Source organism: Aggregatibacter actinomycetemcomitans, from assembly GCF_003130205.1.
Taxonomy (GTDB): Bacteria; Pseudomonadota; Gammaproteobacteria; order Enterobacterales; family Pasteurellaceae; genus Aggregatibacter; species Aggregatibacter actinomycetemcomitans_A.
The window spans coordinates 148,014-174,116 of sequence record NZ_NRDF01000001.1; the positions used below are offsets into that span (position 1 = coordinate 148,014).

The 26,103-nt window shown below is 44.3% G+C and carries 24 protein-coding genes, 1 tRNA gene and 2 pseudogenes; 16 read left to right on the top strand and 11 right to left on the bottom strand.

Annotated features, from left to right (window positions below):
• Window positions 1-15: 15 nt before the first annotated feature.
• From DK423_RS00725 to dcuC, 3 genes are all read right to left on the bottom strand, one after another.
• Entirely contained in the window at window positions 16-282 is a 267-nt protein-coding gene (locus tag DK423_RS00725) for a type II toxin-antitoxin system RelE/ParE family toxin (RefSeq protein ID WP_005539226.1), read from the bottom strand.
• A gap of 11 nt (window positions 283-293) precedes the next feature.
• Window positions 294-566 carry a type II toxin-antitoxin system RelB/DinJ family antitoxin gene (locus DK423_RS00730; protein ID WP_005539223.1) on the bottom strand — a complete coding sequence of 91 codons (273 nt, stop codon included), beginning with the start codon at window positions 564-566 and terminating at the stop codon, window positions 294-296.
• A 254-nt stretch (window positions 567-820) separates the two neighbouring features.
• Window positions 821-2,173, bottom strand: a complete 1,353-nt coding sequence (gene dcuC / locus DK423_RS00740) for an anaerobic C4-dicarboxylate transporter DcuC (RefSeq protein ID WP_109043841.1) — start codon at window positions 2,171-2,173, stop codon at window positions 821-823.
• A gap of 204 nt (window positions 2,174-2,377) precedes the next feature.
• On the opposite strand from dcuC, the gene DK423_RS00745 reads away from it, so the two are divergent.
• The 7 genes from DK423_RS00745 to truB all read left to right on the top strand — a co-directional run bounded on the left by DK423_RS00745 (window position 2,378) and on the right by truB (window position 8,918).
• Window positions 2,378-2,454 (top strand) — tRNA-Met (locus tag DK423_RS00745).
• A gap of 144 nt (window positions 2,455-2,598) precedes the next feature.
• Window positions 2,599-3,054 carry a ribosome maturation factor RimP gene (rimP, locus tag DK423_RS00750; protein ID WP_005556630.1) on the top strand — a complete coding sequence of 152 codons (456 nt, stop codon included), beginning with the start codon at window positions 2,599-2,601 and terminating at the stop codon, window positions 3,052-3,054.
• Between the two features lie 23 nt (window positions 3,055-3,077).
• A complete protein-coding gene (nusA, locus tag DK423_RS00755; protein WP_005556633.1) occupies window positions 3,078-4,574 on the top strand; it encodes a transcription termination factor NusA in 1,497 nt (498 codons plus the stop codon).
• A gap of 15 nt (window positions 4,575-4,589) precedes the next feature.
• Window positions 4,590-7,082: a translation initiation factor IF-2 gene (gene infB, locus DK423_RS00760; RefSeq protein ID WP_005556634.1), complete on the top strand. Its 2,493-nt coding sequence runs from the start codon at window positions 4,590-4,592 to the stop codon at window positions 7,080-7,082.
• Between the two features lie 73 nt (window positions 7,083-7,155).
• Entirely contained in the window at window positions 7,156-7,446 is a 291-nt protein-coding gene (locus DK423_RS10990; protein WP_032996592.1) for a hypothetical protein, read from the top strand.
• A 168-nt stretch (window positions 7,447-7,614) separates the two neighbouring features.
• Window positions 7,615-8,001, top strand: a complete 387-nt coding sequence (gene rbfA / locus DK423_RS00770) for a 30S ribosome-binding factor RbfA (RefSeq protein ID WP_005556636.1) — start codon at window positions 7,615-7,617, stop codon at window positions 7,999-8,001.
• Complete coding sequence (gene truB / locus DK423_RS00775) at window positions 8,001-8,918, top strand: tRNA pseudouridine(55) synthase TruB (RefSeq protein WP_061886339.1); 918 nt, start codon at window positions 8,001-8,003, stop codon at window positions 8,916-8,918. Before rbfA ends, truB begins: the two co-directional genes overlap by 1 nt.
• 90 nt (window positions 8,919-9,008) lie before the next feature.
• Here the strand turns inward: truB and DK423_RS00780 are convergent, their stop codons facing one another.
• From DK423_RS00780 to sfsA, 6 genes and pseudogenes are all read right to left on the bottom strand, one after another.
• Window positions 9,009-9,227: a GH32 C-terminal domain-containing protein gene (locus DK423_RS00780; RefSeq protein ID WP_005556640.1), complete on the bottom strand. Its 219-nt coding sequence runs from the start codon at window positions 9,225-9,227 to the stop codon at window positions 9,009-9,011.
• Window positions 9,217-9,414: a SacC protein gene (locus DK423_RS00785; RefSeq protein ID WP_231093241.1), complete on the bottom strand. Its 198-nt coding sequence runs from the start codon at window positions 9,412-9,414 to the stop codon at window positions 9,217-9,219. The genes DK423_RS00780 and DK423_RS00785 overlap by 11 nt, the downstream gene beginning before the upstream one ends.
• Before the next feature lie 62 nt (window positions 9,415-9,476).
• Window positions 9,477-9,727 (bottom strand): annotated as a pseudogene (locus tag DK423_RS00790) (PfkB family carbohydrate kinase); the annotation flags it as partial.
• A gap of 112 nt (window positions 9,728-9,839) precedes the next feature.
• Window positions 9,840-10,450, bottom strand: a pseudogene (locus DK423_RS00795) (histidine phosphatase family protein).
• Window positions 10,451-10,577: 127 nt separating this feature from the next.
• Window positions 10,578-11,765 (bottom strand): tyrosine--tRNA ligase, encoded by a 1,188-nt coding sequence (gene tyrS, locus DK423_RS00800; protein WP_005556650.1) that lies wholly within the window; start codon window positions 11,763-11,765, stop codon window positions 10,578-10,580.
• Window positions 11,766-12,012: 247 nt separating this feature from the next.
• Complete coding sequence (gene sfsA, locus DK423_RS00805; protein ID WP_005556652.1) at window positions 12,013-12,738, bottom strand: DNA/RNA nuclease SfsA; 726 nt, start codon at window positions 12,736-12,738, stop codon at window positions 12,013-12,015.
• A gap of 302 nt (window positions 12,739-13,040) precedes the next feature.
• Between sfsA and pntA the strand changes: the two genes are divergently transcribed.
• Window positions 13,041-14,576 carry a Re/Si-specific NAD(P)(+) transhydrogenase subunit alpha gene (pntA, locus tag DK423_RS00810; protein WP_005556655.1) on the top strand — a complete coding sequence of 512 codons (1,536 nt, stop codon included), beginning with the start codon at window positions 13,041-13,043 and terminating at the stop codon, window positions 14,574-14,576.
• A 10-nt stretch (window positions 14,577-14,586) separates the two neighbouring features.
• Window positions 14,587-16,011, top strand: a complete 1,425-nt coding sequence (pntB, locus tag DK423_RS00815; RefSeq protein ID WP_005556657.1) for a Re/Si-specific NAD(P)(+) transhydrogenase subunit beta — start codon at window positions 14,587-14,589, stop codon at window positions 16,009-16,011.
• Window positions 16,012-16,405: 394 nt separating this feature from the next.
• Here the strand turns inward: pntB and DK423_RS11065 are convergent, their stop codons facing one another.
• Window positions 16,406-16,567, bottom strand: a complete 162-nt coding sequence (locus DK423_RS11065; RefSeq protein WP_005578549.1) for a hypothetical protein — start codon at window positions 16,565-16,567, stop codon at window positions 16,406-16,408.
• Between the two features lie 225 nt (window positions 16,568-16,792).
• On the opposite strand from DK423_RS11065, the gene DK423_RS10995 reads away from it, so the two are divergent.
• The 7 genes from DK423_RS10995 to DK423_RS00850 all read left to right on the top strand — a co-directional run bounded on the left by DK423_RS10995 (window position 16,793) and on the right by DK423_RS00850 (window position 23,632).
• Window positions 16,793-17,008 carry a hypothetical protein gene (locus tag DK423_RS10995; protein ID WP_162097607.1) on the top strand — a complete coding sequence of 72 codons (216 nt, stop codon included), beginning with the start codon at window positions 16,793-16,795 and terminating at the stop codon, window positions 17,006-17,008.
• A 26-nt stretch (window positions 17,009-17,034) separates the two neighbouring features.
• Window positions 17,035-17,889 carry a Fic family protein gene (locus tag DK423_RS00825; RefSeq protein ID WP_005556663.1) on the top strand — a complete coding sequence of 285 codons (855 nt, stop codon included), beginning with the start codon at window positions 17,035-17,037 and terminating at the stop codon, window positions 17,887-17,889.
• A gap of 533 nt (window positions 17,890-18,422) precedes the next feature.
• Window positions 18,423-19,502, top strand: coding sequence for a selenide, water dikinase SelD (gene selD / locus DK423_RS00830; RefSeq protein WP_005556665.1), 1,080 nt, complete (start codon window positions 18,423-18,425; stop codon window positions 19,500-19,502).
• A gap of 234 nt (window positions 19,503-19,736) precedes the next feature.
• Window positions 19,737-20,807, top strand: coding sequence for an ABC transporter ATP-binding protein (locus tag DK423_RS00835; RefSeq protein WP_005556669.1), 1,071 nt, complete (start codon window positions 19,737-19,739; stop codon window positions 20,805-20,807).
• The gene (locus DK423_RS00840) at window positions 20,804-21,673 is read left to right on the top strand and encodes an ABC transporter permease (RefSeq protein WP_005556671.1); all 870 of its coding nucleotides are present in this window, start codon (window positions 20,804-20,806) and stop codon (window positions 21,671-21,673) included. Before DK423_RS00835 ends, DK423_RS00840 begins: the two co-directional genes overlap by 4 nt.
• The gene (locus DK423_RS00845; RefSeq protein ID WP_005556673.1) at window positions 21,670-22,521 is read left to right on the top strand and encodes an ABC transporter permease; all 852 of its coding nucleotides are present in this window, start codon (window positions 21,670-21,672) and stop codon (window positions 22,519-22,521) included. The genes DK423_RS00840 and DK423_RS00845 overlap by 4 nt, the downstream gene beginning before the upstream one ends.
• A gap of 19 nt (window positions 22,522-22,540) precedes the next feature.
• The gene (locus tag DK423_RS00850; protein WP_005556675.1) at window positions 22,541-23,632 is read left to right on the top strand and encodes an extracellular solute-binding protein; all 1,092 of its coding nucleotides are present in this window, start codon (window positions 22,541-22,543) and stop codon (window positions 23,630-23,632) included.
• 212 nt (window positions 23,633-23,844) lie between these two features.
• Here DK423_RS00850 and uvrC read toward each other — a convergent pair whose 3' ends face one another.
• On the bottom strand, window positions 23,845-25,674 hold the full coding sequence (gene uvrC / locus DK423_RS00855) for an excinuclease ABC subunit UvrC (protein WP_005556679.1): 1,830 nt from the start codon (window positions 25,672-25,674) through the stop codon (window positions 23,845-23,847).
• Window positions 25,675-26,103 lie beyond the last annotated feature (429 nt).

Genomic DNA, 26,103 nt, shown 5'->3' on the forward strand with positions numbered 1-26,103 from the left:
TAATGGATATGAATTTTATTTAAACACTTCCGAGTGAGAATTTAGCCTTGCAAAATAGAGGGTGTCTGCTTCTATTTTGTAAATTAAAACGAGATCATTTTTGATGTGGCAATCTCGAAATCCCTGCCAATTTCCTTGCAAAGCATGATCTTTATATCGTTCGGGTAGGGATTTTTGATTGAACAGGCAATATAAAACCTCTGCATATTCCGGACCGGATTGAATTTCGACCGGAAGTTTTTTTAAGTCCCGTTTATATTCTTTTGATAAAACGTAATCCATGAAAATCCTTTTTATTTGCTTAAATCACGAATTTTTTGTTGAAATTCATCAAAGGAATCTACGCTAAATCTTTCCCCTTTTCCGCTCATTAATTCATTGATTGCATTAGCTGTTTTTGTATTCGGCTGATAATCCAAACTGAGCGGAATTGTGTTGGTTTTGGCAATTTGGGTCAAAAACATATTTAACACCTGAGCGGGCGTTAAGCCATAGCTTTTAATGACGTTAAACGCTTGCTCTTTGATGTCGGCTTGAGTACGGAAATTCACTGCGCTATCTAACATAATTTTTTCCTCCATGGTGAAATACGAGGAAATTATACGTCAATCGTATTGCAATGCAATACAAAATAGCGCGAATTTTAACCGCACTTGCTTATGATTTTTTGTCTCTCTTGTAAAACGGTGGCGCATTCTACCACTTCCCTTGAATAACGTAAACGATTGCGGTGTTTTGGCAAACAAAAGTGCGGTGGATTTCACGGGTGTTTTTTTAGTGTAGAAAAACATCGGGAAAAACCACCGCACTTTACGGTGAATTAGGCGGGAATGAATAACTCTGTGGCGATAACCACACAAATGAAACCTACCGCCATCGGCACGGACATTCGTTTTACGATTTCAAACGGAGAGATTTTCGCCATGCCGGACACCGCGACCACTACGCCAGACACCGGTGATAAGCCGCGACCTAAGTTGGAGGCTTGTAACATCGGAATAGTTAAATAAGCCGGATTGGCGCGCATTTGCGTCGCTAGTTTCGGAATTAATTCGGCGAAGGCATAGAATGCCGCGTTGCCGGAACCGGTCGCCATGGTGGCTAAAATGGTGATGGCGGCGAGTACCAACATCGTAATTAAGCTGCCGCCGCCGAAAGATTGGGCGGAATTAATGAGATTGGTGATAAAGCCGATAGTGCTTAAACTTTGTGCGAATACGCCTGCAGCGACCAATAACATCACCACGCCAGCAAAGGCGTCCGCCATGCCGCGGTAGGCGATCACCAAGTTATCAAAAGTTTTCTTGGCACTGAAATTACGGGCGAAATCAATCACGGCGGTAATGATGAAACATAGAATAATGATGGTCACAATGTGCAGTTTCGGTAACCCGAATTTGCCATCGAAAAGTAACACGCCGATGATGGGCAAAAGTGGCAGAATAGCGTAGAAATTTGGAGCGATGGTTTTGATTTCAGACGCGTCAACCCGTTCGATTTTGATGCCTTCTTTGCGATCCAAATAACGTTGCCAAAAGAAATGGGCGACGGCGATGCCGCAAATAGCGGAAAGGGAAACCGGCAGGCTGGTGCCGAAGGCAAATTCGCTTAACGGAATTTGGGAGATTTCGGCGGATAACACCACATCACCGGAGGTCGGTGACAAAATAATGGAAATCGGTGAGGCGCAAATGGCCGCTGCCGCACCGCGAGAGATACCCACGTTAACGATAACCGGGAACAGGGTCGCCATTAACAATACGCCCAATCCGGTGGCAGAGGCGACCGCAAAGGACATCAGGCATGCCAGAAAATAGGCGAATACCATTAAGATATACGGCGAACGAATATTTTTTAACGGTTTGGAAACCAGTTTGACCACCACATCGTTGGCGCCTAAATGGGTCATGTAGGCGGAGAAGCCGCATAAAATCATGATCATTAAGCCCAAGCCGCCTGAGCGTTCGGAAAGTAAATATTTGACATATTCCAGAATGTCAAAAAAATCGGAGCCTGTGCTTTTCACTTTTTCCGGCAAAATGGGGTGCCCCAATAGCACGGAAATCAATAACAGCGCCAAGCCGCCGAACATTAATACGCCTGTCGCCGAATAGCCTTTTACTATGTAGTAGGCGACGGCGACAATGGTGATCAAACCGATAATTAAATCCATAATTGCTCCTTAGATGGTGAGATTTATTCGTAGAACATTGAATGTAGCGAAAAAATAAAGCCACTGCAAACGGCTTTATGTACAAAGTTTGAAGTGGATCATAAAAGTGCGGTGGATTTTTTCGGTGTTTTTTATGTTGACTTTTGCTGATTTAAACCTTGCTATTTTCATTACAGATCACTATAATACGCCACATATTTCGGACGCGGGGTGGAGCAGCTTGGTAGCTCGTCGGGCTCATAACCCGAAGGTCGTCGGTTCAAATCCGGCCCCCGCAACCAATCATAAGTTCAGTAAAAAGAACCCCAGTTTTGGGGTTTTTTTATACGATAAATTTGTTGTTTAAATATCAATGATTGATTTTAATTATTTGAAAACTGGGCTGTAAGCCCTTTTTTTACGTCTATCGTTTGAGGGAGGTTGTTTTGGCAACTTTGGAACAAAAATTACAGGATTTATTGCAAAGTTCGGTGGAAGATCTTGGCTGTGAGCTTTGGGGCATTGAATGCCAGCGTGTCGGTCGTTATTTAACCGTGCGTTTGTTTATTGATAAAGAAGGCGGCGTGACGGTGGAGGATTGCGCCGATGTGAGCCGTCAGGTGAGTGCAGTGCTCGATGTGGAAGATCCTATTGTGAATAAATATAACCTTGAGGTTTCCTCGCCGGGATTGGATCGCCCGTTATTTACCTTGGCGCAATATGCCCGTTATATCGGGCAGGAAATCGTGGTGCATTTGCGTATTCCGGTAGCGGATCGTCGTAAATGGCAAGGGGAATTGGCGAAAATTGAAAATGATATGATTACGCTGATTGTGGATAAACAGGAACAGATTTTAGCGTTCGGCAATATTCAAAAAGCCAACGTTGTCGCGAAATTTTAAATTTAAAGAAGGATAGAAACAGCATGAGTAAAGAAATTTTATTAGCGGCAGAAGCCGTATCCAATGAAAAATTATTGCCACGCGAGAAAATTTTTGAAGCGTTGGAAAGCGCAATTGCCCTCTCAACCAAGAAAAAATACGAATATGACGTAGATGTTCGCGTCGCCATTAATCCAAAAACTGGTGAATTCGATACCTTCCGTCGCTGGGTGGTGGTTGAAGAGGTGAATAATCCGACTAAAGAAATCACGTTGGAAGCGGCACGTTTTGAAGACCCTAACGCGCAAGTGGGCGATTATGTGGAAGATCAAATTGAGTCCATCGCCTTTGACCGTATCGCCATGCAAACCGCCCGTCAGGTTATTAGCACCAAAATTCGTGAAGCGGAACGTAGCAAAATTGTTGATCAATTCCGCTCCAAAGAAGGGCAAATTATTACTGCTACCGTGAAGAAAAGTAACCGTGACAGTATTATTTTAGATGTCAATGGCGAAGACGGTAACAAAGCGGAAGCCGTCATGTTACGTGAAGATATGCTGCCGCGTGAGAATTTCCGTCCGGGCGACCGTGTGCGCGGCGTGTTATATCAAGTCAGCCCGGAAAGCAAAGGTACGCAATTGTTCGTGACCCGTGCCAAACCGGAAATGTTGATTGAATTATTCCGTTTGGAAGTGCCTGAAATCGGCGAAGAATTAATCGAAATCAGAAGTGCCGCCCGCGATCCGGGTTCCCGCGCGAAAATCGCGGTGAAAAGCAATGATAAACGTATTGATCCGGTGGGCGCTTGCGTGGGTATGCGTGGTGCGCGTGTCCAGACAATTACCAATGAATTGGGCGGCGAGCGCATTGATATCGTACTTTGGGACGACAATCCGGCACAATTTGTGATTAACGCCATGGCGCCGGCAGATGTGAGTTCCATCGTGGTGGATGAAGATAAACATTCCATGGATATTGCCGTCGAAGAAGCAAATCTGGCGCAAGCCATCGGTCGTAACGGGCAAAATGTGCGTTTGGCGACCCAATTAACCGGTTGGGTGTTGAACGTGATGACGACACAGGAATTAAACGCGAAACACCAAGCGGAAGATGACAAAGTGTTGAACTTGTTCATTGACGCGTTGGAAATTGATGAAGAATTTGCCCAATTATTAATCGACGAAGGTTTCTCTACGTTAGAAGAATTGGCTTATGTTTCCGTCAGAGAATTGACTGCCATTGACGGTTTGGAAGACGAAGATTTGGTCGAAGAATTGCAAACCCGTGCGAAAAACGCCATTACGGCACAAGCTTTGGCGGAAGAAGAAGCCTTGAAACAAGCGAAAATTGAAGATCGTTTACTCAATCTTGAAGGCATGAGTCGCCATATCGCGTTTAAATTGGCGGAAAAACAAATCACCACGCTGGAAGAACTTGCAGAGCAAGGCGTTGATGATTTAGCAGATATTGAAGAACTCGGTGCCGAACAAGCTGCTGATTTAATCATGGCAGCCAGAAATATTTGTTGGTTCACTGAGTAATAGAGGAGTGAAAAGATGGTAGAAGAATTAAAAGGCGCGCCAAAGAAACTGAGTTTACAGCGCAGAACGAAAACCACTGTCAGTGGTACCAGCGCTTCCGGCAAGAGTAAAGAAGTACAGGTGGAAGTGCGTAAAAAACGTACTATTCCGACAGAATCCGCACAAAAAGCCGAAGAAGCGGCAAAATTGAAAGCTAGACAAGAAGCCGAGCAAAAAGCGGTGGAAGAAAAAGCGCAAAGAGCGAAAGCGGTGAAGGAAAAAGAAGCCGCCGAAAAAGCAAAACAGACACAGGCGGTTCAGTCACAAAGTGCGGTCAATAATCAAGTTAAATCTCTGGATCCGGAAAAAGAGAAACGCAAAGCGGAAGAAGCGGAATTGCGTCGTAAAGCGGAAGAGCTAGCCCGCCAAAAAGCGGAAGAGCAAGCGCGTAAAGCGGCGGAAGAGGCGAAGCGTTATGCGGAACTTTCCGATGATAATCATCACGGTAGCAATGCAGAAGATTACTCCGATTACAATTTAACCTCCAGCTATGCCCTTGAAGCAGAAGATGAAGAAGAGCGTCGCAATGAAGGTCGCGGTCGTGGTAAAAATAAAGTTGCCAAGGCGAAAAAAGGCGGACGTGATGATGACAGCAATAAAAATGAACGCGAGTCTAACCGTCGCAACCAAAAAGATGTGAAAGGCGGCAAAGGTAAACAAGCGAAAAAAAGTAGCGCATTACAGCAAGCCTTTACCAAACCGGCGCAAGCGGTTAACCGTGACGTCGTGATCGGCGAAACCATTACCGTTGCCGAACTTGCCAATAAAATGGCGGTAAAAGCCACCGAAGTGATTAAAACCATGATGAAAATGGGCGCCATGGCGACCATCAACCAAGTGATCGACCAAGAAACCGCACAATTGGTGGCGGAAGAAATGGGTCACAAAGTGATCGTGCGTAAAGAAAACGAGTTAGAAGAAGCGGTGATGAGCGATCGTGATGTGGACGCCGAATTGGTTACCCGGGCACCGGTGGTGACTATCATGGGGCACGTTGACCACGGTAAAACCTCCTTGCTTGACTATATTCGTAAGGCCAAAGTGGCGGCAGGCGAAGCCGGCGGGATTACGCAACATATCGGTGCGTATCATGTGGAAACCGACGACGGCAAGATGATCACTTTCTTAGATACCCCGGGACACGCGGCGTTTACTTCCATGCGTGCCCGCGGTGCGAAAGCAACGGACATCGTGGTGCTTGTGGTTGCTGCCGATGACGGCGTGATGCCGCAAACCATCGAAGCGATCCAGCACGCCAAAGCGGCGGGTGTGCCGATTGTGGTGGCGGTAAACAAAATCGATAAACCGGAAGCCAATCCGGAACACGTCGAGCAAGAATTATTGCAATATGATGTTATCGCCGAAAAATTCGGTGGTGATGTGCAATTTGTGTATGTTTCCGCGAAAAAAGGGACCGGCGTTGACGAGTTGCTTGAAGCCATCTTGTTGCAATCCGAAGTGCTTGAGTTAACCGCCGTGAAAAACGGCATGGCGACAGGCGTGGTGATTGAATCCTACTTGGATAAAGGTCGGGGTCCGGTAGCTACCATTTTGGTTCAATCCGGTACTTTAGCTAAAGGCGACATCCTGCTTTGTGGTTTCGAATACGGACGCGTGCGTGCAATGCGCGATGAAAACGGTAAAGAAATCGACGAAGCCGGTCCGGCAATTCCGGTGGAAGTGTTAGGGCTTTCCGGCGTACTGGCGGCAGGTGATGAAGCCACAGTGGTGCGTGATGAGAAGAAAGCGCGCGAAGTGGCGTTATACCGTCAAGGTAAATTCCGTGAAGTGAAACTTGCCCGTCAACAAAAAGCCAAACTGGAAAATATGTTTAGCAACATGGCGGAGGGCGATATGGCGGAATTGAACGTCATTGTGAAAGCGGACGTTCAAGGTTCCGTGGAAGCCATCGTTCAATCTTTAATGGAACTGTCAACGGACGAAGTGAAAGTGAAAGTGGTCGGCTCCGGCGTGGGTGGTATTACCGAAACCGACGCGACCCTTGCCGCGGCATCCAACGCCATTATTGTCGGCTTTAACGTGCGTGCAGACGGCTCCGCCCGCCGCATTATCGAAAGCGAAAACATTGATTTACGTTACTATTCCATCATTTACGAATTGCTCAACGAAATCAAAGCGGCAATGAGCGGTATGCTCCAACCTGAATTCAAACAAGAAATCATCGGCTTGGCAGAAGTGCGGGATGTGTTCCGTCATCCGAAATTCGGCGCGATCGCCGGTTGTATGGTGACCGAAGGTGTCGTGAAACGTAACAACCCAATCCGTGTATTGCGCGACAATGTGGTGATTTTTGAAGGCGAACTGGAATCCCTCCGCCGCTTCAAAGACGACGTCTCCAAAGTGCGCAACGGCATGGAATGCGGTATCGGCGTGAAGAACTACAACGACGTAAAAGTCAGCGACCAGATTGAGGTGTTTGAAGTGGTTGAGGTTAAACGCTCGATTTAATCCTTTAATTGCGGTCGATTTTTATCAAATTTGACCGCAAATTTTATGTTGTAGCTCTTGAAAGGATGAAAATATGTATCTAATTGAGTTAATTTGGAGGCCATGGGATATTTTTATCGTCGCTTGGGCATTCATTAACGCAGTTTGTGTTTTTTGGGGAGCATATACCCGAAAATTTTTGTGTGGTATTGGCTTACCTATCTTCATTAAACTTGGGTTTTGGGGCTATTCATTAACCCTTAGTAGCTCAGATGCAGGATGGATAGTATTTATATTATTTTTCGATATTGTAGCTACCATACTTATTGTGTTAGTAGCTTCATTATTAGGAAGGCGATTTTCAAAATTTGAGAATGAGTTGTAACAGAACCGCAAAATATAATTAATTGGGTAAATTATAATAATTATGCTCAATGAAATATTGAAAAATTACTCTTTCCCTACTAAATCTCTATGTGTAGATTGAGTTGTTACATACTCACGAATTTAATTAATAGTGGGTTAGCAAACCCACCTTACAAGAGATAACAAAATGGCTCGAGAATTCAAACGTAGCGACCGTGTCGCACAAGAAATCCAAAAAGAAATCGCGGTGATTTTACAGCGCGAAGTGAAAGATCCACGAATCGGCATGGTGACCGTGTCCGATGTGGACGTCTCCGGTGATTTGGCGTATGCCAAAGTGTTTGTCACGTTCCTGTTTGATCATGATGAACAAGCCATCGCGCAAGGTATGAAAGGCTTGGAAAAAGCCGCGCCTTATATTCGTACCCTACTGGGTAAAGCCATGCGCTTGCGTATCGTGCCGGAAATTCGTTTTATTTACGATCAATCCTTGGTGGAAGGCATGCGTATGTCGAATCTAGTGACCAATGTGGTGCGTGAAGATCAGAAAAAACACCATGAGGACAACGAGTAATGTCCAAACCGCGTAAACGTGGGCGTGATATTCACGGCGTGTTTTTATTGGATAAACCGCAGGGAATGTCTTCTAACGACATTATGCAAAAAGTGAAACGTATTTTTCAGGCGAACAAAGCCGGGCATACGGGGGCGTTGGATCCGTTAGCTACGGGAATGTTGCCCATTTGTTTGGGCGAAGCCACAAAGTTTTCCCGGTTTTTGCTGGATGCCGATAAACGTTATTTGGTGACGGCAAAGTTGGGCGAACGCACCGACACCTCCGACGCCGAAGGGCTGGTGGTGAAAACCCGGGTGGTGAATGTTAAAACACCTGAAATTTTGACCGCACTTGAGGCTTTTCGCGGCGATATTTTGCAAGTGCCGACCATGTTTTCTGCCTTGAAGCATAACGGCAAACCCCTTTATGAATATGCCCGTGCCGGCATTATGGTGGAGCGGGAAGCGCGTCCCATCACGATCTTTGAATTAAACTTCATTGAATACCACGCGCCGTATTTAACTCTCGAAGTGCATTGTTCCAAAGGCACTTACATTCGCACCCTGATAGATGATTTAGGCGAAGCCCTTGGCTGCGGCGCACACGTCACCATGCTACGCCGCACGGTGGTGGCGGATTACCCGACGGAAAAAATACTGGATTGGAATGCCTTGCAAGCCTTGGCGGAACAACAGGATTTGGCAATATTGGATGCGCTTTTGTTGCCGATGGATACCGCCGTAGCGAAACTCCCAGTGTTAACTTTAGATGAAAGCCAAACCCAAAGTATCGGATTCGGGCAACGCATAAAATTCGATAACCCGAAAAAATTACAAGGACAAGTGCGGTTGTTTTCTCACACAAATCGCTTTCTTGGCGTGGCAATGATTGATGAGAATAATGTGATTCGACCACAGCGGCTTGTGGTGTATTGATGAAAAAAGTGCGGTGAATTTTCACCGCACTTTTTGTGTTATCAATATTGAATTGCTACCTATTAGCTAATCTGCGAGTCTAATTTCCTTTCACTTGTAAGCCAATTTTCCTAATCCGCAAAAAAAGCGGGCAGTCAGCATTTTTTCGCCGTCATTCAGGAAAATTTCCACCATAGAACGATCAAATAACATTTCCATATTTTGCAGATTTTCAATGTTGTAATAGCATTTGCCGCCAAATTTTTCTATGAGTTCTGTTTGTTCCGTTGTGCCGCGATCTAAGTAAAGTACGCTGTTGTCATAAGACAAGTGACTTTTTTCTCTTTGGCGCTTTGAAGAAATCAAGTTTGAAGGCTTGATTGTTTGCATTGAACTTCACATAAGCGCGATCTAAATGGGCGATTTCCGCCTGATTTTCTAAGCTGAGCGCAGAAAGTGCGGTCAGATTTTCATACGTTTTTGCAATCGGGCGCTGATAGATTTTGGTTCCTGCCAAATGTAATTCCTGTGGCATGGTGAGTGTGGAATGCCATTTGAACGGATCTGTCGGATAGGTTACAGCAAACCGCCTACGAAGACATCGCCTGCGCCGGTGGTATCAATCGGTTGTGACAGTTTACCGGCGACAATATTGCGGGTTTGGCTGAGATGATAAAGCATGCTGTCTTTGCCTAAGGTAACGATAATCAATTTTCTGGACAAAGTGCGGTGATTTTTTCAGAAGCTTCGTCTAATGTTTGGGCGTCGGTAAGCAATGTTAATTCTTCTTCCGAGAATTTCAATGCGCCCGCCAATACCTCCGCCACATTTGCCGGCGCACCGCCCGCACAACGCAAATAATGGTTTTCCCCGTCCGGAATTAAATCCACCACGGCATCACCCGGCACTCGGATTTTTTGGTTCAACATATTCTCCCGCAAGCTATAGATTTATATTCTGTTTGAATGCAGAGTTTTGGAAAATCTCTACAGAAAAACACCCGTTTTTTCGATGAAATGATTTTACAAACTGACTCTTTTTCAAATAGTTTTTTATTTCGTGTTGGATAAAACCGTGGCTGACAATACAGCAATCTTGTTTTAGTAAGGTTGGTATTATTTCTTAACTCGCTTTTTTTCTTCACCAATCTTTTTTTGTGTTTTGTTTAGTCCCAGTAACCATAAGATTCTGGAAAGCATAAACCATGAATTAAGCGTTAGTTTTATTTTAGGCATATTTGTTATTTTCAGATCAAACTCTTTTAACTCCTCCAATGTAATTAATTCATGATCCGGGAATAAAGCGTTTGCTGTTTTCTGCGCTCTTATCAGAGGAGAAACAAATATTTTCTGAATTGTGAGAATATTTTGATATGAAGTACTTTGTTTGAAGGAATTTATTTCATCTAATGCCAAGGATTCAGTTTCGTTATATTCAACCAAACGATTTTGAGCAATAGTGGCGTTACATTTACTTCCATCAACTAACGGTGTTACATGTCTGATAAGAACGATTTTAGGCATACTATTTAAAAATGCAGTTACAAAACGCATGGCGTTTTGAGCGTTGGCTTTGCCAACGACTCCTATGGGGTGAGTAAATCAGCTATGCTGATTTACGAATAAAAATAACCGCACTTTATGGCTGGCATGAAAAGTGCGGTCGTTTCTTGTGATGTTTTTATTTCACCGTCACCTTGGCGAACCTGCGTTTGCCCACTTGGTAAACGGCGGTGGAGGCGGTGATGATCAGTTTGGCGTCTTCTGCTTTTTCACCGTCAATTTTTACGCCGCCTTGCTGTACCATGCGATTGGCTTCAGAAGTGGAGGCGACTAAGCTGGCTTCTTTTAACAGGTTGGCAAGCCCGATTTCGCCTTCGAAGGTGAATTCCGGCATGTCGTCCGGCATGGCGCCTTTTTGAAAGCGGTTGATAAATTCTTGTTCCGCTGCGTTCGCATCGGCTTCATTGTGGAAGCGGGCGATGATTTCTTTCGCCAGCAGGATTTTCACATCACGCGGATTTTTACCGTTCGCCACATCTGCTTTCAATTGGGCGATTTCCGTTAACGGGCGGAAGGAAAGCAGGTTATACCAATCCCACATTAGATCATCGGAAATGGACATGATTTTACCGAACATTTCGCTCGGTGCGTCCGTTACACCAATGTAATTACCAAGGGATTTGGACATTTTTTTCTCGCCGTCCAAGCCCACCAACAGCGGCAGGGTAATTGCCACTTGCGGTTTTTGACCGGCGGATTTTTGTAACTCACGACCCACCAATAAATTGAATTTTTGGTCGGTCCCGCCAAGTTCAACGTCGGCTTCTAAGGCAACGGAATCGTGTCCTTGCAGAAGCGGATAAATGAATTCGTGAATGGCGATCGGTTGGTTGTTGGAAAAGCGTTTTTTGAAATCATCACGTTCCAACATACGGGCAACGGTGTAGTTACTCGCCAGGCGAATCATGCCTTCGGTGCCGAGCTTGCCGAGCCAGTCGGAGTTAAACACGATGCGGGTTTTTTGCGGATCCAAAATTTTGTAGATTTGTTGTTTGTAAGTTTCCGCGTTACGCAATACGTCTTCGCGACTAAGCGGCGGGCGGGTGGTGTTTTTACCGGACGGGTCGCCCACCATGCCGGTGAAGTCGCCGATGAGGAAAATCACTTCGTGACCGAAGTTTTGGAATTGGCGTAACTTATTAAGCACAACGGTATGACCTAAATGAATGTCCGGAGCGGTTGGGTCTGCACCGAGTTTCACGCGCAGCGGGCGATTTTCTTTAAGTTTTTCAATTAAATCCTGTTCGGAAAGAATTTCATCTACACCGCGCTTTAGTTCTGCGAGAATGGTATTCATATCAGTCATGTTACTTCCTAATGTTATTCAATTTACAGAAAGGCTACATTATAGAGATTATTCGACAAATTTGAATTTTTTTTACCTCGGTGCGGCAAATTTCAGGCAAAAAAAACGCCTCTTTTGTGGGGGAGGAGGCGCTAAATGTTGGAGTGATTATCCATTTATTGTTTGAATGGTCCAAATGATAATTGTTCTCAAATATGAAGTCAAGCACCTTAGTGAAAATAATTATCAAATAAATGGCGATTCAAATTTAATCCGCTTTAAACGGTGCCACTTTAGTCAGATTAAGTGCGGTGGGAATGCCTTGTGTTTTTTCAAACTCGGCGGCATAAGCATAGGCTTCCACACCTTCTTTCAGCGCCTGATGAAGTAACTCGTCATATTTGGTGTCAATGTGTTTGGCGACTTGGAAATGATCAAAACCATCATGTAGCCCACAGAAGAAAATCACTGCACGATGTCCTTGTTTTTTCATAGTGATCAATTCGCGTAAATGTTTTTGACCGCGAGTGGTTACCGCGTCGGGAAACATACCGAGCTTTTTATCATTATCCACATAAGTGATGGATTTCACTTCCACATAGCAATCAGGCAGATCTTTGCCTTTCAGCAAGAAATCAATACGACTGTTCTCTTCGCCGTATTTCACTTCGGGGTAGATTTTATCATACATGGCAAGTTCAATAATTTGCTTTTTTTGTAGCGCATCAAAGGTGAGTTGATTGGAACGATGGGTATTGATACAAACCAAGTAGCCGTTTGCCAATTGGGTCAGCTCCCAGGAGCTCGGGTATTTGCGCGTGGTGCTGTCGGAGGTGGAATACCACAGAGTGTCGCCTTCTGTGCCACAACCGATCATGGCACCGGTATTAGCGCAGTGCAAGGTAGTGATCTCGCCGTTCGGTAGTTGTACATCGGCGAGAAAACGTTTGTAACGACGAATTAGGGTAGCGGATTGGAGTGATGGTAATTGCATAGTGTTGACCTTTGAAGAATAAAGTGCGGTTGATTTTTTAAGTGTTTTTAGCACGCCAAAGTTAAAAAGCTAAATAGCGGAAAACGATTAGTGCGCTAAAATAGCAAAGTTAGTAGTGAATTTCTAATTTTTTTGCATAAATGAAGTATTGTAATAGGGATTACATATCAAAGAAAAAGCTGAAAAAATTTTTTTACTTTTTCCCCATCAATGATAGAGTTAGTTACAGTTTGGCTGTTTTAGAATAGTCACTTGGGGTGGGTAATTTTACCCGGATTATTAATCAATCAAAGGGAATCATTATGTTAATTGGTGTACCTAGAGAACTACTTGATAATGAAAGTCGCGTGGCGGCAACGCCGAAGACGGTTCAGCAAATTTTGAAGCTTGGCTTTGAAGTGATTGTTGAACATGATGCGGGTTTTAAAGCAAGCTTTGAGGATCAGGCATTTGCGGCAGCCGGCGCGAAAATCGGCGATACGGCGCAGGTTTGGAACGCGGATATAATTTTTAAAGTTAACGCGCCGACTGATGATGAAATTACCTTAATGAAGGAAGGTGCGACTTTAGTCAGCTTTATTTGGCCTGCGCAAAATCCGCCATTAATGGAAAAACTCTCCGCGAAAAAGATCAATGTGTTGGCTATGGATGCCGTGCCGCGTATTTCACGGGCACAAGCGCTTGATGCGTTAAGCTCCATGGCGAATATTGCGGGTTACCGTGCGGTAGTTGAAGCCGCTCATGAATTCGGTAGCTTCTTCACCGGACAAATTACTGCTGCAGGTAAAGTACCGCCGGCGAAAGTGTTGGTGATTGGTGCGGGCGTTGCGGGTCTTGCGGCGATTGGTGCGGCAAATAGCCTCGGTGCCATTGTGCGTGCTTTTGACTCCCGTCCGGAAGTGAAAGAACAGGTTGAAAGTATGGGTGCCAGCTTCCTTGAAATTGATTTCAAAGAAGAAGGCGGCAGTGGCGACGGTTATGCGAAAGTGATGTCCGATGAATTTAATCGTCGCGCGTTAGAACTTTACGCCGAACAAGCGAAAGAAGTGGATATTATCATCACTACCGCGTTAATTCCGGGCAAACCGGCACCACGCTTGATCACTAAAGAAATGGTGGCATCCATGAAACCAGGTAGCGTAATCGTGGATTTGGCGGCAGCCACCGGCGGTAACTGTGAACTCAGCAAAGCAGGCGAAGTGGTGGTTACCGACAATCAAGTGAAAATCATCGGTTACACTGATCTGCCAAGCCGTTTACCAACTCAATCTTCACAGCTTTACGGCACTAATCTTGTTAATTTATTGAAATTACTTTGTAAAAACAAAGATGGTCAAATTGACATTAATTTTGGTGATGTAGTATTGCGTGGCGTGACTGTGATTCGTGACGGTGAAATTACTTGGCCGGCACCACCGATTCAGGTTTCTGCTCAGCCGCAGCAAGCAAAAGCGGCGGTAAGTGCGGCCAAAAAAGAAGATGAAAAACCGGCAGATCCGCGTAAGAAATACGGCATTATGGCAGTAGTCGGTATTCTTTTCCTGTGGCTCACTTCCATTGCACCGGCGGCTTTCTTATCACATTTAACCGTGTTCGTGTTGGCTTGTGTGGTGGGTTATTACGTGGTCTGGAACGTCAGCCATGCGTTACATACGCCGTTAATGGCAGTCACTAATGCTATTTCGGGGATTATCATTGTAGGAGCGTTGTTGCAAATTTCACAAGGTAATCTTTTTATCAGCATGTTGGCGTTTATTGCGATTTTAGTGGCAAGCATCAACATTTTCGGTGGCTTCCGCGTCACTCAACGTATGCTTTCTATGTTTAGAAAAGGCTAAGGAGAAAACGATGTCAGAAGGTTTAGTACAAGCTGCATATATTGTAGCAGCGTTACTCTTTATCATGAGCTTAGCCGGTCTTTCCAAACATGAAACCGCCAAAGCGGGTTGCTGGTACGGCATTATCGGCATGGGTATTGCGCTCATCGCCACGATTTTCGGACCAAAATCCGAAGGTACCTTGTGGATCATTATTGCGATGGTAATCGGCGGTGTTATCGGTATTCAACGTGCATTAAAAGTGGAAATGACCGAAATGCCGGAGTTGGTGGCGATCTTACACAGCTTCGTGGGTTTGGCCGCCGTATTGGTTGGCTACAACAGCTACGGTTTGCATGATATCCCAACCATGCCGAATGGCTTAAACGATGTAGAACAAGCTAAATTTTTGGCTGAACAAGCCGCCCTTACGAGCGTTCATAATGTGGAAGTGTTCCTCGGTATCTTTATCGGTGCAGTAACCTTCACCGGTTCCGTAGTGGCATTCGGCAAATTAAGCGGAAAAATCAATTCCAAAGCCTTGATGTTGCCGCATCGCCATAAATTAAATTTAGCGGCGCTCGTGGTTTCCGCTTTATTGATGGCGGCGTTCCTGAACAATCCGGACAACATCTTCCCGTTGTTAGTCATGACCGTTATTGCCCTTGCTTTCGGTTGGCACTTAGTGGCATCCATTGGTGGTGCGGATATGCCGGTGGTGGTTTCCATGTTGAACTCCTACTCCGGTTGGGCGGCTGCGGCGGCAGGTTTCATGCTAAGCAATGACTTGTTAATCGTGACCGGTGCACTCGTGGGTTCTTCCGGTGCGATCCTTTCCTACATCATGTGTAAAGCCATGAACCGCTCTTTCATCAGCGTTATTGCCGGTGGTTTTGGGAATGACGTACAGGTTTCTTCCGATACGGAACAAGGTGAACACCGTGAAACCAGCGCAGAAGAAGTGGCGGAATTATTGAAAAATTCCGGTTCTGTGATCATCACGCCAGGATACGGCATGGCGGTTGCACAAGCCCAATATCCGGTAGCGGAAATTACGCAAAAATTACGTGAACGCGGCGTCAACGTGCGTTTCGGTATCCACCCGGTTGCCGGACGTTTACCCGGCCACATGAATGTATTATTGGCGGAAGCGAAAGTGCCTTACGATATCGTATTGGAAATGGATGAAATCAACGACGATTTCGCCGACACTGATACTGTCTTAGTTATCGGCGCCAACGACACTGTTAACCCGGCGGCAATGGATGATCCGCACAGCCCAATCGCCGGTATGCCGGTGTTAGAAGTCTGGAAGGCCGCTAACGTAGTGGTATTTAAACGTTCAATGAATACCGGTTACGCGGGCGTACAAAATCCGCTCTTCTTCAAAGAAAACACCCAAATGCTATTCGGCGATGCCAAAGAGCGTGTGGATGACATTTTAAAAGCGTTGTAATTTTTTTACATTGTAATATAAAGATAAAAAGTGCGGTGATTTTTCACCGCACTTTTTTATGGGGCATCCACCTTCCGAAAATAAAATTTTGTGATTCCCCTCCCAAATCGGTCTTATACAGTATAGTTTTCGTTTTTTTTTATGTGTATATTTATCCAGTAAATAATTGGAGTGAATAGACATGGATAATATTCAACTTTTTGAGCAGAAACAGGTGCGCTCCCATTGGGACGAAGAATAGGAGCAATGGTATTTTTCGATTGTGGATGTGGTAGGTATCTTAACAGACAGCCCAAACCCGAGGAAATATTGGAGCGTCTTGAAAACCTGTAATAAATTAACGGACTATTGGAAAGAATCGGATATTGAAAAAACGCCTAAAGAATTTGCCTTGTTAACCAGTAATCTTTTTCAGGTTGGCTAAGACCTCATCATTGGATTTTACTTTAATTTCGCCATTGTCAATTTTAGTGAAAAATACAACTTCTTCTGAAAGCGTCACTTTTTGCGGCAAATAGCCTTCCTTACGATAGGTTTCTTGTGTTGTTATGCTCATAGTTATTTTCTTTTTAAAATTTAGTCGTCATCATCATACTGAAAAACGGTAGTAATGACAATCAACACATAAAAACATACCTATACTAAAAAATAAATTTGTGTAACAACTTTATGCGAAATAAAATCAGGGACTAATCAAATCACTAATAAAATTTTACCGCGCTAAGAGAACAAGTATGAGTAAACTAACACAAGGTCATTAACCAGACAATCCGGGTTATTTATGGGAACGATTGCAAAAACAGTTATGCCACAACTAAACAAAAGAAGAAATGATGGTTGCCAAATAACGTACAACTATCATGAGCCCTGTTATGTTTATAAAGCAGCCAAAAAATATGCATTATTAAATGATATTAATATAAAAGAGTGCTTAATGAGTACCCGCCCAAGATTTAACAGAAAAAGGGATTTTATAAATAAATGCATAAAAACATAATTATGTTTTAGTATGATGGAGTAAATATGAATATCTTAGACGAACTAAAGAAAGTATTGGATTCAAAGCGCCCGATTGACCTCATTACAGCAAAATCCTTACAAGATGATTTTATGCTACGTTATAACCAAGCTTCTAATGCTATTGAAGGTAATCAGCTCACCTTAATGGAAACCCGGGTATTATTGGAAAGCGGGATTACGGCCAAGGGGAAACCGTTTAGAGATCACCTGGATATAATCAACCACCGGGAGGCTATTAATTACCTATTGGATATAGTCAAAATACAGGAATCTTTATCAGAACAACATATTAAAGAATTTAATGCATTATTACTGAAAGGTTCTGAAAAAGAAATCTATGCTGGAAAATATCGCACTGTACCAGTAGCCATTCAGGGTGCTGAGCATATTCCACCACAACCTTATTTATTACAAAGTGCGATGGAAAATCTGATTATAAAAAATCAACAGGCAAAAGATAACGGACAACCAGATATAGACCGAATTGCCGAATTACACGCAGATTTTGTAAAAATTCATCCGTTTGTTGATGGCAACGGACGCACCGGTAGATTAATTATGAATCTCGAACTGATGAGCGCAGGATACAGTATCGCCATTATTGAACCGACAGACAGGGAAGCTTATTACAACGCATTAGCGAAAGCCGATAATGGGAATTACCAGGCTATCACCAGATTAGTAAAAGAAACGGTGCAACGTTCAATAGAACGTGAATTACAGATAGTTTATCCACAGTGGCAAAAGGATTATCCTAAACTTGCCTACCAGCTAGCTAAACAAAAGGAGGTTAGCGAAAAAAGCATGAACTTACCCTTGTTAAAGAGCAGGAAAAATTATATAAAATTTGAATCATAGTCTATTGTAATGGTATCAGTTTAAATTTTTACAAGAATTCTATTTTTATTAATTCCTGAACCGCCGCGTAACTTTTCTCACACGGGAATAATTGGAACATTTTACATATTGGTATAGTTGAGATTAATTTCTCTTACATATAGGGCGCTTTTTCGATGTAATTGGTTCCGTAGATAAACCTAAAGAGGAACATTAATGCCTTCCACTATATACAGCAAATCGAAGAAGTGAAAATGAAATATAATTCATATATATCTGATGAGGAAATAGAAGATGAAAAGATTCAGTATGTAGAAAAGAGGTGCTTAGCTCTAATGTCTGATTTTCATTGAGTATATTTTAAATTCCAAAAATGGATTGGTTTCTATAATCATATTTTTAATGTATTCTAAAAATCACTTTCTAAACAGCTTTTTAGAAAATCATCTGGTAGATACCCTTTTTGGTTTTGCGAAGAAATTGCTTTCAACTAATGAATCCTTAGTACGAGAAGACTATAATCGTGTGGTTCATTGATAAAAAAGGAGCAAAAAATGACAGAACAGGCTTTGCACGGTGTGCAAGATGAAATCACTGCGGATAATATTCGATTGACGCAATACAGCCATGGAGCAGGGTGCGGTTGTAAAATCTCACCTAAGGTATTAGAGCGTATTCTGCACTCAAAAATGGAAAAATTTATTGATCCGAATTTATTGGTCGGTAATGAAACCAAAGATGATGCGGCAGTATATGATATTGGCAATGGTATCGGGATTATCAGCACGACAGACTTTTTTATGCCGATTGTAGATGATCCTTTCGATTTTGGACGCATTGCGGCAACCAACGCCATCAGCGATATTTTTGCTATGGGCGGTAAGCCGATCATGGCGATTGCCGTATTAGGGTTCCCGATTACTAAATTACCCGCAGAGGTTGCCCAACGTATTGTTGATGGCGGCCGTTTCTCTTGTCAGGAAGCGGGCATTGCTCTTGCCGGCGGACATTCCATTGACTCGCCTGAACCAATTTTCGGCTTGGCGGTAACCGGCATTATCGACACGGAAAAAGTCAAACGAAATGCTTCCGCAGAAGCCGGTTGCAACCTGTATTTAACCAAACCACTGGGCATCGGCGTATTAACTACGGCGGAAAAGCAAGGCAAATTAAAACCGGAACACAAAGGCTTGGCAACCAAATGGATGTGCCAAATGAATCTAGTGGGAAGCCAATTTTCAAACATTGACGGGGTAACCGCCATGACCGATGTAACCGGTTTCGGCTTGTTAGGGCATTTAACGGAAATTTGTGAAGGCTCCGATCTGAATGCCGAAGTGGATTTTGCCAACATTAAAACCCTGGATGGGGTGTCTGATTACATCGCGCAAGGTTGCATCCCAGGCGGCACCAACCGTAACTTCGACAGCTACGGACACAAAATCGCCCCAGTTACCGATTTGCAAAAAGCCGTCTTATGCGACCCGCAAACCTCCGGTGGCTTGCTTATTGCCGTCAAACCGGAAGCGGAAAGCGAGGTCTTTGCTGTTGCACAGAAAGCCGGTGTGGCACTTTATCCTGTCGGCAGATTAATTGAACGACAAGCGACACCAGAATTTATTGTGGTGAAATAGCCCTCATCGTTTAACTTTTCGCATTTAAACTGCGGTCAATTTTCTTGGTGTTTTTCAAATAAAAACGTTGAGAAAAACGACCGCACTTTGTTTTAAAGATGTTAATAAATTCAATGAGACCTGTGATCTCTATCACGATTCCAAGATTCTTCCGTCTATTCAATTGACAAGCCAATTCCTGCAAGCATTTAATACATAAGTAAATTCAATAAGCCAAGCTGGAAGGATGTAAAAATGGCAAAACTGGAAGTGAAAAATATCACGAAAAAATTCGGTGATTTTTATGCGGCGAATAACATTACATTTACCGCAGAAGAAGGGGAGTTCGTCACCTTACTTGGTCCGAGCGGTTGTGGTAAGACCTCATTATTGAAATTGATTGCGGGGTTTCATATTGCCGATGAAGGTGAAATCCTCATCGGCGGCAAAAACGTCAATGAGGTGCCGCCGGAAAAACGCAATACCGCCATGTGTTTCCAATCTTATGCACTCTTTCCCCATCTCAACGTCTCCCATAATATCTGCTACGGTTTAAAGCAACGTAAAATTGATATTGAAGAACAAAAACAACGGCTGAATTTGGCGCTAAAGCAAATGGATTTGGATTTTCATAAATTGAAATTACCAAGCGAATTGTCTGGCGGTCAGCAACAACGGGTCGCATTGGCGCGCGCAATGGTCACCCGCCCGGATGTGATTTTGTTTGACGAACCGTTATCCAATCTGGATGCGAAATTACGTGAAAGCGTGCGTTTTGAAATTAAACAGCTTTCCAAACAATATCACCTTACCAGCATTTATGTGACCCATGATCAGGCGGAAGCCTTGACCATGTCCGATAAAATCATTGTGTTGAATAAAGGGGCGATTGAGCAAATCGGTTCGCCGCAGGAAATTTATCACCAACCGAAAAATCGTTTTGTCGCAGACTTTATCGGCATTGCCAACATTGCCGAGGCGCGGGTTGAATCCATCGATGAAAATCTGTATTCCGTCAAATCGATTTTCGGTGATTTCACGGTATTTTCTGCCAAACCGCCTGAATCTGAGCACATTTATATTTGTTTCCGTCCGGAAGATATTGAATTGCTGCCGAATGCGCATAAGCACGCAGAAAATCAAATAACCATAGATATTACAAACACCGCGTTTATGGGTAATATCACGGAAGTGCAGGGCATGGTACAACGGGACGGCGAAGAGAAAAAATTACGTCTGCAATTAACGAAATGCCCGAATTTGAGCGATACGCTGACGTTTACGGTTCCTCGTAATGCTATTAAATTCTTGGAGTCGGTAAAATGAAAAATCTCAAAAATGATTTAAAAGCCTGGCTGCTGTTATGCAGCGGTTTGGGCACGATCCTGTTTTTAATGGGATCCACGTTCTATATTGTTGTGTCGCAGAGCCTTGGCTTATATAGTATGGCGGGCGAGGAAAGCCGGTTTAGTCTGGAATATTGGCAAACCGTATTAAGCAGCCTGGTGTTTCAAAAGTCCTATATTTATTCTGTGAAAGTGTCATTGCTTGGGGCGATTTTTTCCATTATCGTGGCTTACCCCATCGCGATGTGGTTGCGTAAAAAATTGCCGGTGAAAGTCACTATTATCACCATTTTGCGGGCGCCGATGCTGGTGCCTGGCTTGGTTGCCGCATTTCTGTTCGTCAACATGATTTCCTATCACGGTATTTTAAATGAAGTCTTTGTTTATTTGGGTATCTGGGACGAACCGCGTACGTTGCAAAATGACGAATTCGGCTGGGGCGTGGTGATTTTGCAAATGTGGAAAAATATTCCTTTCGCCTTAATTTTAATCGGCGGTGCGGTAAATTCGCTAAAAACCGATTTATTGGATGCGGCGGCAAATTTAGGCTCGACGCCGTGGCAACGATTTCGCTATGTAATCTTCCCGCTGACACTCGGTGCCGTGCAAGTTTCCTTTATTTTGATTTTCATCGGCGCGCTGGGCGATTTTGCCTTTTATAGTATTGCCGGTCCGCGCAGCACCTATTCCTTGGCGCGTTTAATGCAAATGTCCGCTTATGAATTTGAAGAATGGAATCAAAGTGCGGTAATGGCGTTAACGATCATGCTGACTTCCGCCTTTTTCACGATTTTGGTGTCGTTGCTGATTAAGCCGTTGGCGGTGAAACGGGGAGAAGTCAAATGAATAGCAGTGCACAAATTACGACCCAAAACGGTCGATTAATCGCCCGTATTTCCCTCATCTTTTTTATCCTTGCGAATTTTATCTGGTTATTTTTGCCGTTTTTGATGGCTGGCTTGTGGTCGTTGGTGGATCCGTCAAAGCCTTGGAGTTATCCCGACATTTTCCCGCAATCATTGTCTTTTGAACGCTGGAAAATCGTGTGGGAAACCACCTCGTTATCGGAGGCAATGTTCAATAGTTATACCATTGCACCGATGGTTTCGCTGATTACCATCTTGCTTTCACTGCCTACCGCCTATGCCTTCGGGCGCATGGAATTCCGCGGGAAAAAACTGGCGGAGTTGCTGACGTTAATTCCATTGGTGATTCCGGGCATGATTATCGCGTTGTTCTTCAGCCGTATGTTGCTGGATTTTAACATCAACAATCCGTTTATCGGCATTGTTATCGGGCATGTGGTGCTCACGCTGCCTTACGCCATTCGGATTTTGTCGGCGGGATTTTCTTCCGTGCCGCAGGATTTGATTGAGGCGAGTCGCGACCTTGGCGCGTCTAAATTGACTGTGTTTAAAGACGTGTATATGCCGATGCTCAAACCTAGCTTTTTGGCGTCTATTATTTTCTGTCTGGTGAAAAGTATTGAAGAATTTGCCATTTCATTTGTTATCGGTTCGCCGGATTTCATCACCGTGCCGACCATTTTATATTCTTTCCTCGGTTATTCCTTTATTCGCCCGAATGCCGCCGTAGTATCCATTATTCTATTGGTGCCGAACATTATTTTAATGATGATTATCGAAAAACTGCTCAAAGGTAATTATCTCTCTCAATCCACAGGAAAAGCATAATTTTAATAAGGAGAATTTTATGCAAAAAAATATTCGTAAACTTGTTTCTATCGGCTTAACCGCCGCCGCATTCGCCGTAACCAATTTTGCGTTGGCGGCAACGGATTTAAGCGGCAAATCCTGGAGCGAAATTGAAGCACTAGCTAAAAAAGAAGGCAAAGTGACGGTCAGCGTATGGTATTTGCAGCCGCAGTTTCGCAATTTCGTGAAAGAATTTGAAAGCCAATACGGCATTAAACTCAAAGTGCCGGAAGGCACCATGGACGGCAATATCAATAAACTGATTGCCGAGAAAAATCTGGAAACCGGCAAAATGGACGTGGTGGTACTGAACGCGGATCGCCTGAGTAACGTAGCGAAAAACGACACTCTCACCAAGCTGAATCAGTTACCGAATTTCGATAAATTAAATCATCATTTGCAAGGCGTTGACCTGGGCGATGTGGCGGTGGGTTATTGGGGCAACCAAACCGGCTTGGCTTATGATCCGCTGCGTATCAAAGAAGAGGAATTGCCACAATCCTGGCAGGAGATGGAAAACTATATTGATAAAAATCCGAAAAAATTCGGCTATTCCGACCCGAACGGCGGCAGCTCCGGCAACGCTTTCATTCAGCGCGCTTTAGTTTATATCAACGGCGACTACGATTATCGTACCGACAAAATTGATGAAGCGCAAATGGCGAACTGGAAGAAAACCTGGGATTGGTTCAGCAGCAAAAAAGATTCTCTGATTCGCACCGCCTCCAATGCGGATAGCTTAACCCGCTTAAATGATGGCGAATTGGTGATTGTTTCCGCCTGGCAGGATCACTTGTTCAGCCTGCAAAAACAAGATGCAATCACCGACCGCTTAAAATTCTACATTCCGAAATTCGGCATGCCGGGCGGCGGTAATGTGATGACGGTGGCGAAAAACGCGCCGAATCCTGCGGCATCTTTAGTGTTTATCCACTGGATTACGTCCCCTGAAGTGCAACAAAAATTAAGCCAGGAATTTGGGGTTCGCCCGTTGGATAGCCAATCCGGCTTAAAAGACACCCTTTTCTTCTCCGCGCCATGGCGTAAAGCAGAAATGGAATCTTTCACTAAAGAAGTGATTTCACGTTAAGGGGAGCGGGTCTCATTACAATATCGGCACGTTTTTCTAAGGCGGCCTTTCATCTAAAAAGTGCGGTCACAAAAAATGACGTTTTTTGAACGTTGGCTTTGCCAACGGCCCCGTTAGGGGTGAACAAACGAGAGATCGAGTTTGTGAATAATTTTTCCACGTGTTTTTTGACATGAAAAACGTTGTGAAAAAGGACCGCACTTTTTTCCAACCTAATGCTGCAAGGTCTCAAAAATCTTTTCTGCCAGAGCTTTGGAAATACTGGGGACGGAGGCGATTTCGTCGAGGGTGGCGTTTTTGACGCCTTGTAAACCGCCGAGGTATTTCAACAGGGCTTGGCGACGTTTGGCGCCGACCCCTTCAATGCTCTCCAAACCGCTTTGAGTGAAATGTTGTTGGCGTTTTTTGCGGTGTCCGCTGATGGCGTGGTTGTGGCTTTCGTCGCGGATATGTTGGATCAAATGAAGTGCGAGGCTGTCCGCCGGCAAATGCAATTCTTTGTCCCATTTACTCAAAATCAGGGTTTCCAAACCGGCGCGACGATCCACGCCTTTGGCAACGCCGATTAAGTGCGGTCGGTTTTTGTTCCATTTTACGTTGAGTTTTTCAAACACCTGCAACGCGCGGTTGAGTTGCCCCTTGCCGCCGTCGATAAAAATAATGTCGGGAATTTTGTCATCTTCCAGATCTTTGTCGTAGCGTTTTAACAGGGCTTGTTCCATGGCGGCGTAATCGTCGCCCTTGGTAATTCCGCTGATGTTGAAACGGCGGTAATCGGATTTCAGCGGTCCGTCCTGGTTGAAAACCACGCAGGAGGCAATGGTCTGTTCGCCCATGGTGTGACTGATGTCGAAACATTCCATGCGTTTGATGGCATTGATACCGAGTAATTCCTGTAGTGCGACGTAGCGATCGAGCTGTAATGTGGATTGTTTTAATTTGGTGACTAACGCCGCCTTGGCGTTCATTTGCGCCAGTTGCAAATATTTGCTTTTATCGCCTTTGGCATGATCCTGAATGCTGACTTTACGTCCCGCTTGGTCGCTGAGCAGGGTTTCTAAATCGGCTTTTTCGTCCAGTTTTTGATCTACGATGATGGTGTTCGGAATGGTTCTGCCTTGGTGCGCCTGCAAATAAAATTGCCCCACAAAGGTTTCCGTGAGTTCCGCCAGGTTGGTATTGCTCGGTACTTTCGGGAAATAGCTACGATTGCCCAAAATCTTACCCTGACGAATAAACAACACCTGCACGCAAGCCACGCCGAGTTGGTAGGCGATAGCGATAATGTCAATGTCGTCATGGCGATCGTTGGCGACAAATTGTTTTTCAATTACTGCCCGCACTGCCTGAATTTGATCGCGAATGCGCGCCGCTTCTTCAAAATTCAGTTGTTGGCTCGCCTGTTCCATTTGTTGCACCAAATGATCCAACACCTGCTGATCTTTTCCCTGTAAAAACAAACGGGCGAAATTGACCTGCTGCGCATAGGCTTCATCGGTCACGTAACCCTTTACGCAAGGCGCCAGACAACGCCCGATTTGATATTGCAAGCAAGGGCGCGAACGGTTGTTATACACCGAATTTTCACATTGTCGAATGGGGAACAGTTTTTGCAATAAGGACAGGGTTTCACGCACCGCACCGGCATTCGGGTAGGGACCGAAATATTCCCCTTGGATTTTTTTCGAACCGCGATAAGCGGTAATACGCGGGTGGGTTTCTTTGGTTAATAAAATGTACGGATAGGATTTATCATCGCGCAACAGCACGTTATAGCGCGGCTGGTAGGTTTTGATGTAATTGTGCTCAAGAAGCAGAGCTTCCGTTTCCGACGTGGTAATGGTGGTTTCGATATGTTGAATCGACGCCACCAACGCTTCCGTTTTTTTGCTGCTTAACTGCTTGCGAAAATAACTGGATAAGCGTTTTTTCAGATCTTTCGCCTTGCCCACATAAATCACCGTGTTTTTATCGTCATACATCCGATAAACACCCGGTAAGTGCGGTACGTTGGCGAGGAATTTTTTGGCGTCGAAAGTCATAATGAATGATTAAGTTGGTTTTATATTGAAATGATTTTAAAGCATTATGGTCGTTACATCTTTAAAAAATCTTTGATAGTGCACGCTTCCCGGCGTGTGCCGGTCATTATGTTTATCGATTTTTGGCACGCGTTAGGAAACCACTGCTGTTTGAAACATTGTAATATATTGATATTTCAAAAGTATATTGCCTTCCCCCGTTTACGAGGGAAGGTGCCCGAAGGGCGGAAGGGGGGAATTTATCTCGATGTTTTGTTTAAAAATTGAGATTTAGGCCCCCTCAGGGCTTCGCCCAGCCCCCCCGTAAACGAGGGGAGCCAAGTTTTTCTTTTTTTATTAAATAGTTACAATGTTTCGAACAACTGTGGTTAGGAAACGCGCGCCGGCGGAGATTTGTGGTTCCTGATAACGGCGGAAGCGTAAATGGCT

What these genes read in the sequence shown, in the direction of transcription:
- DK423_RS00725 (WP_005539226.1), bottom strand. Translation starts at nt 282, where the DNA reads ATGGATTACGTTTTATCAAAAGAATATAAACGGGACTTAAAAAAACTT.
- DK423_RS00730 (WP_005539223.1), bottom strand. Translation starts at nt 566, where the DNA reads ATGTTAGATAGCGCAGTGAATTTCCGTACTCAAGCCGACATCAAAGAG.
- dcuC (WP_109043841.1), bottom strand. Translation starts at nt 2,173, where the DNA reads ATGGATTTAATTATCGGTTTGATCACCATTGTCGCCGTCGCCTACTAC.
- nusA (WP_005556633.1), top strand. Translation starts at nt 3,078, where the DNA reads ATGAGTAAAGAAATTTTATTAGCGGCAGAAGCCGTATCCAATGAAAAA.
- infB (WP_005556634.1), top strand. Translation starts at nt 4,590, where the DNA reads ATGGTAGAAGAATTAAAAGGCGCGCCAAAGAAACTGAGTTTACAGCGC.
- DK423_RS10990 (WP_032996592.1), top strand. Translation starts at nt 7,156, where the DNA reads ATGTATCTAATTGAGTTAATTTGGAGGCCATGGGATATTTTTATCGTC.
- rbfA (WP_005556636.1), top strand. Translation starts at nt 7,615, where the DNA reads ATGGCTCGAGAATTCAAACGTAGCGACCGTGTCGCACAAGAAATCCAA.
- truB (WP_061886339.1), top strand. Translation starts at nt 8,001, where the DNA reads ATGTCCAAACCGCGTAAACGTGGGCGTGATATTCACGGCGTGTTTTTA.
- tyrS (WP_005556650.1), bottom strand. Translation starts at nt 11,765, where the DNA reads ATGACTGATATGAATACCATTCTCGCAGAACTAAAGCGCGGTGTAGAT.
- sfsA (WP_005556652.1), bottom strand. Translation starts at nt 12,738, where the DNA reads ATGCAATTACCATCACTCCAATCCGCTACCCTAATTCGTCGTTACAAA.
- pntA (WP_005556655.1), top strand. Translation starts at nt 13,041, where the DNA reads ATGTTAATTGGTGTACCTAGAGAACTACTTGATAATGAAAGTCGCGTG.
- pntB (WP_005556657.1), top strand. Translation starts at nt 14,587, where the DNA reads ATGTCAGAAGGTTTAGTACAAGCTGCATATATTGTAGCAGCGTTACTC.
- DK423_RS11065 (WP_005578549.1), bottom strand. Translation starts at nt 16,567, where the DNA reads ATGAGCATAACAACACAAGAAACCTATCGTAAGGAAGGCTATTTGCCG.
- DK423_RS10995 (WP_162097607.1), top strand. Translation starts at nt 16,793, where the DNA reads ATGGGAACGATTGCAAAAACAGTTATGCCACAACTAAACAAAAGAAGA.
- DK423_RS00825 (WP_005556663.1), top strand. Translation starts at nt 17,035, where the DNA reads ATGAATATCTTAGACGAACTAAAGAAAGTATTGGATTCAAAGCGCCCG.
- selD (WP_005556665.1), top strand. Translation starts at nt 18,423, where the DNA reads ATGACAGAACAGGCTTTGCACGGTGTGCAAGATGAAATCACTGCGGAT.
- DK423_RS00835 (WP_005556669.1), top strand. Translation starts at nt 19,737, where the DNA reads ATGGCAAAACTGGAAGTGAAAAATATCACGAAAAAATTCGGTGATTTT.
- DK423_RS00840 (WP_005556671.1), top strand. Translation starts at nt 20,804, where the DNA reads ATGAAAAATCTCAAAAATGATTTAAAAGCCTGGCTGCTGTTATGCAGC.
- DK423_RS00845 (WP_005556673.1), top strand. Translation starts at nt 21,670, where the DNA reads ATGAATAGCAGTGCACAAATTACGACCCAAAACGGTCGATTAATCGCC.
- DK423_RS00850 (WP_005556675.1), top strand. Translation starts at nt 22,541, where the DNA reads ATGCAAAAAAATATTCGTAAACTTGTTTCTATCGGCTTAACCGCCGCC.
- uvrC (WP_005556679.1), bottom strand. Translation starts at nt 25,674, where the DNA reads ATGACTTTCGACGCCAAAAAATTCCTCGCCAACGTACCGCACTTACCG.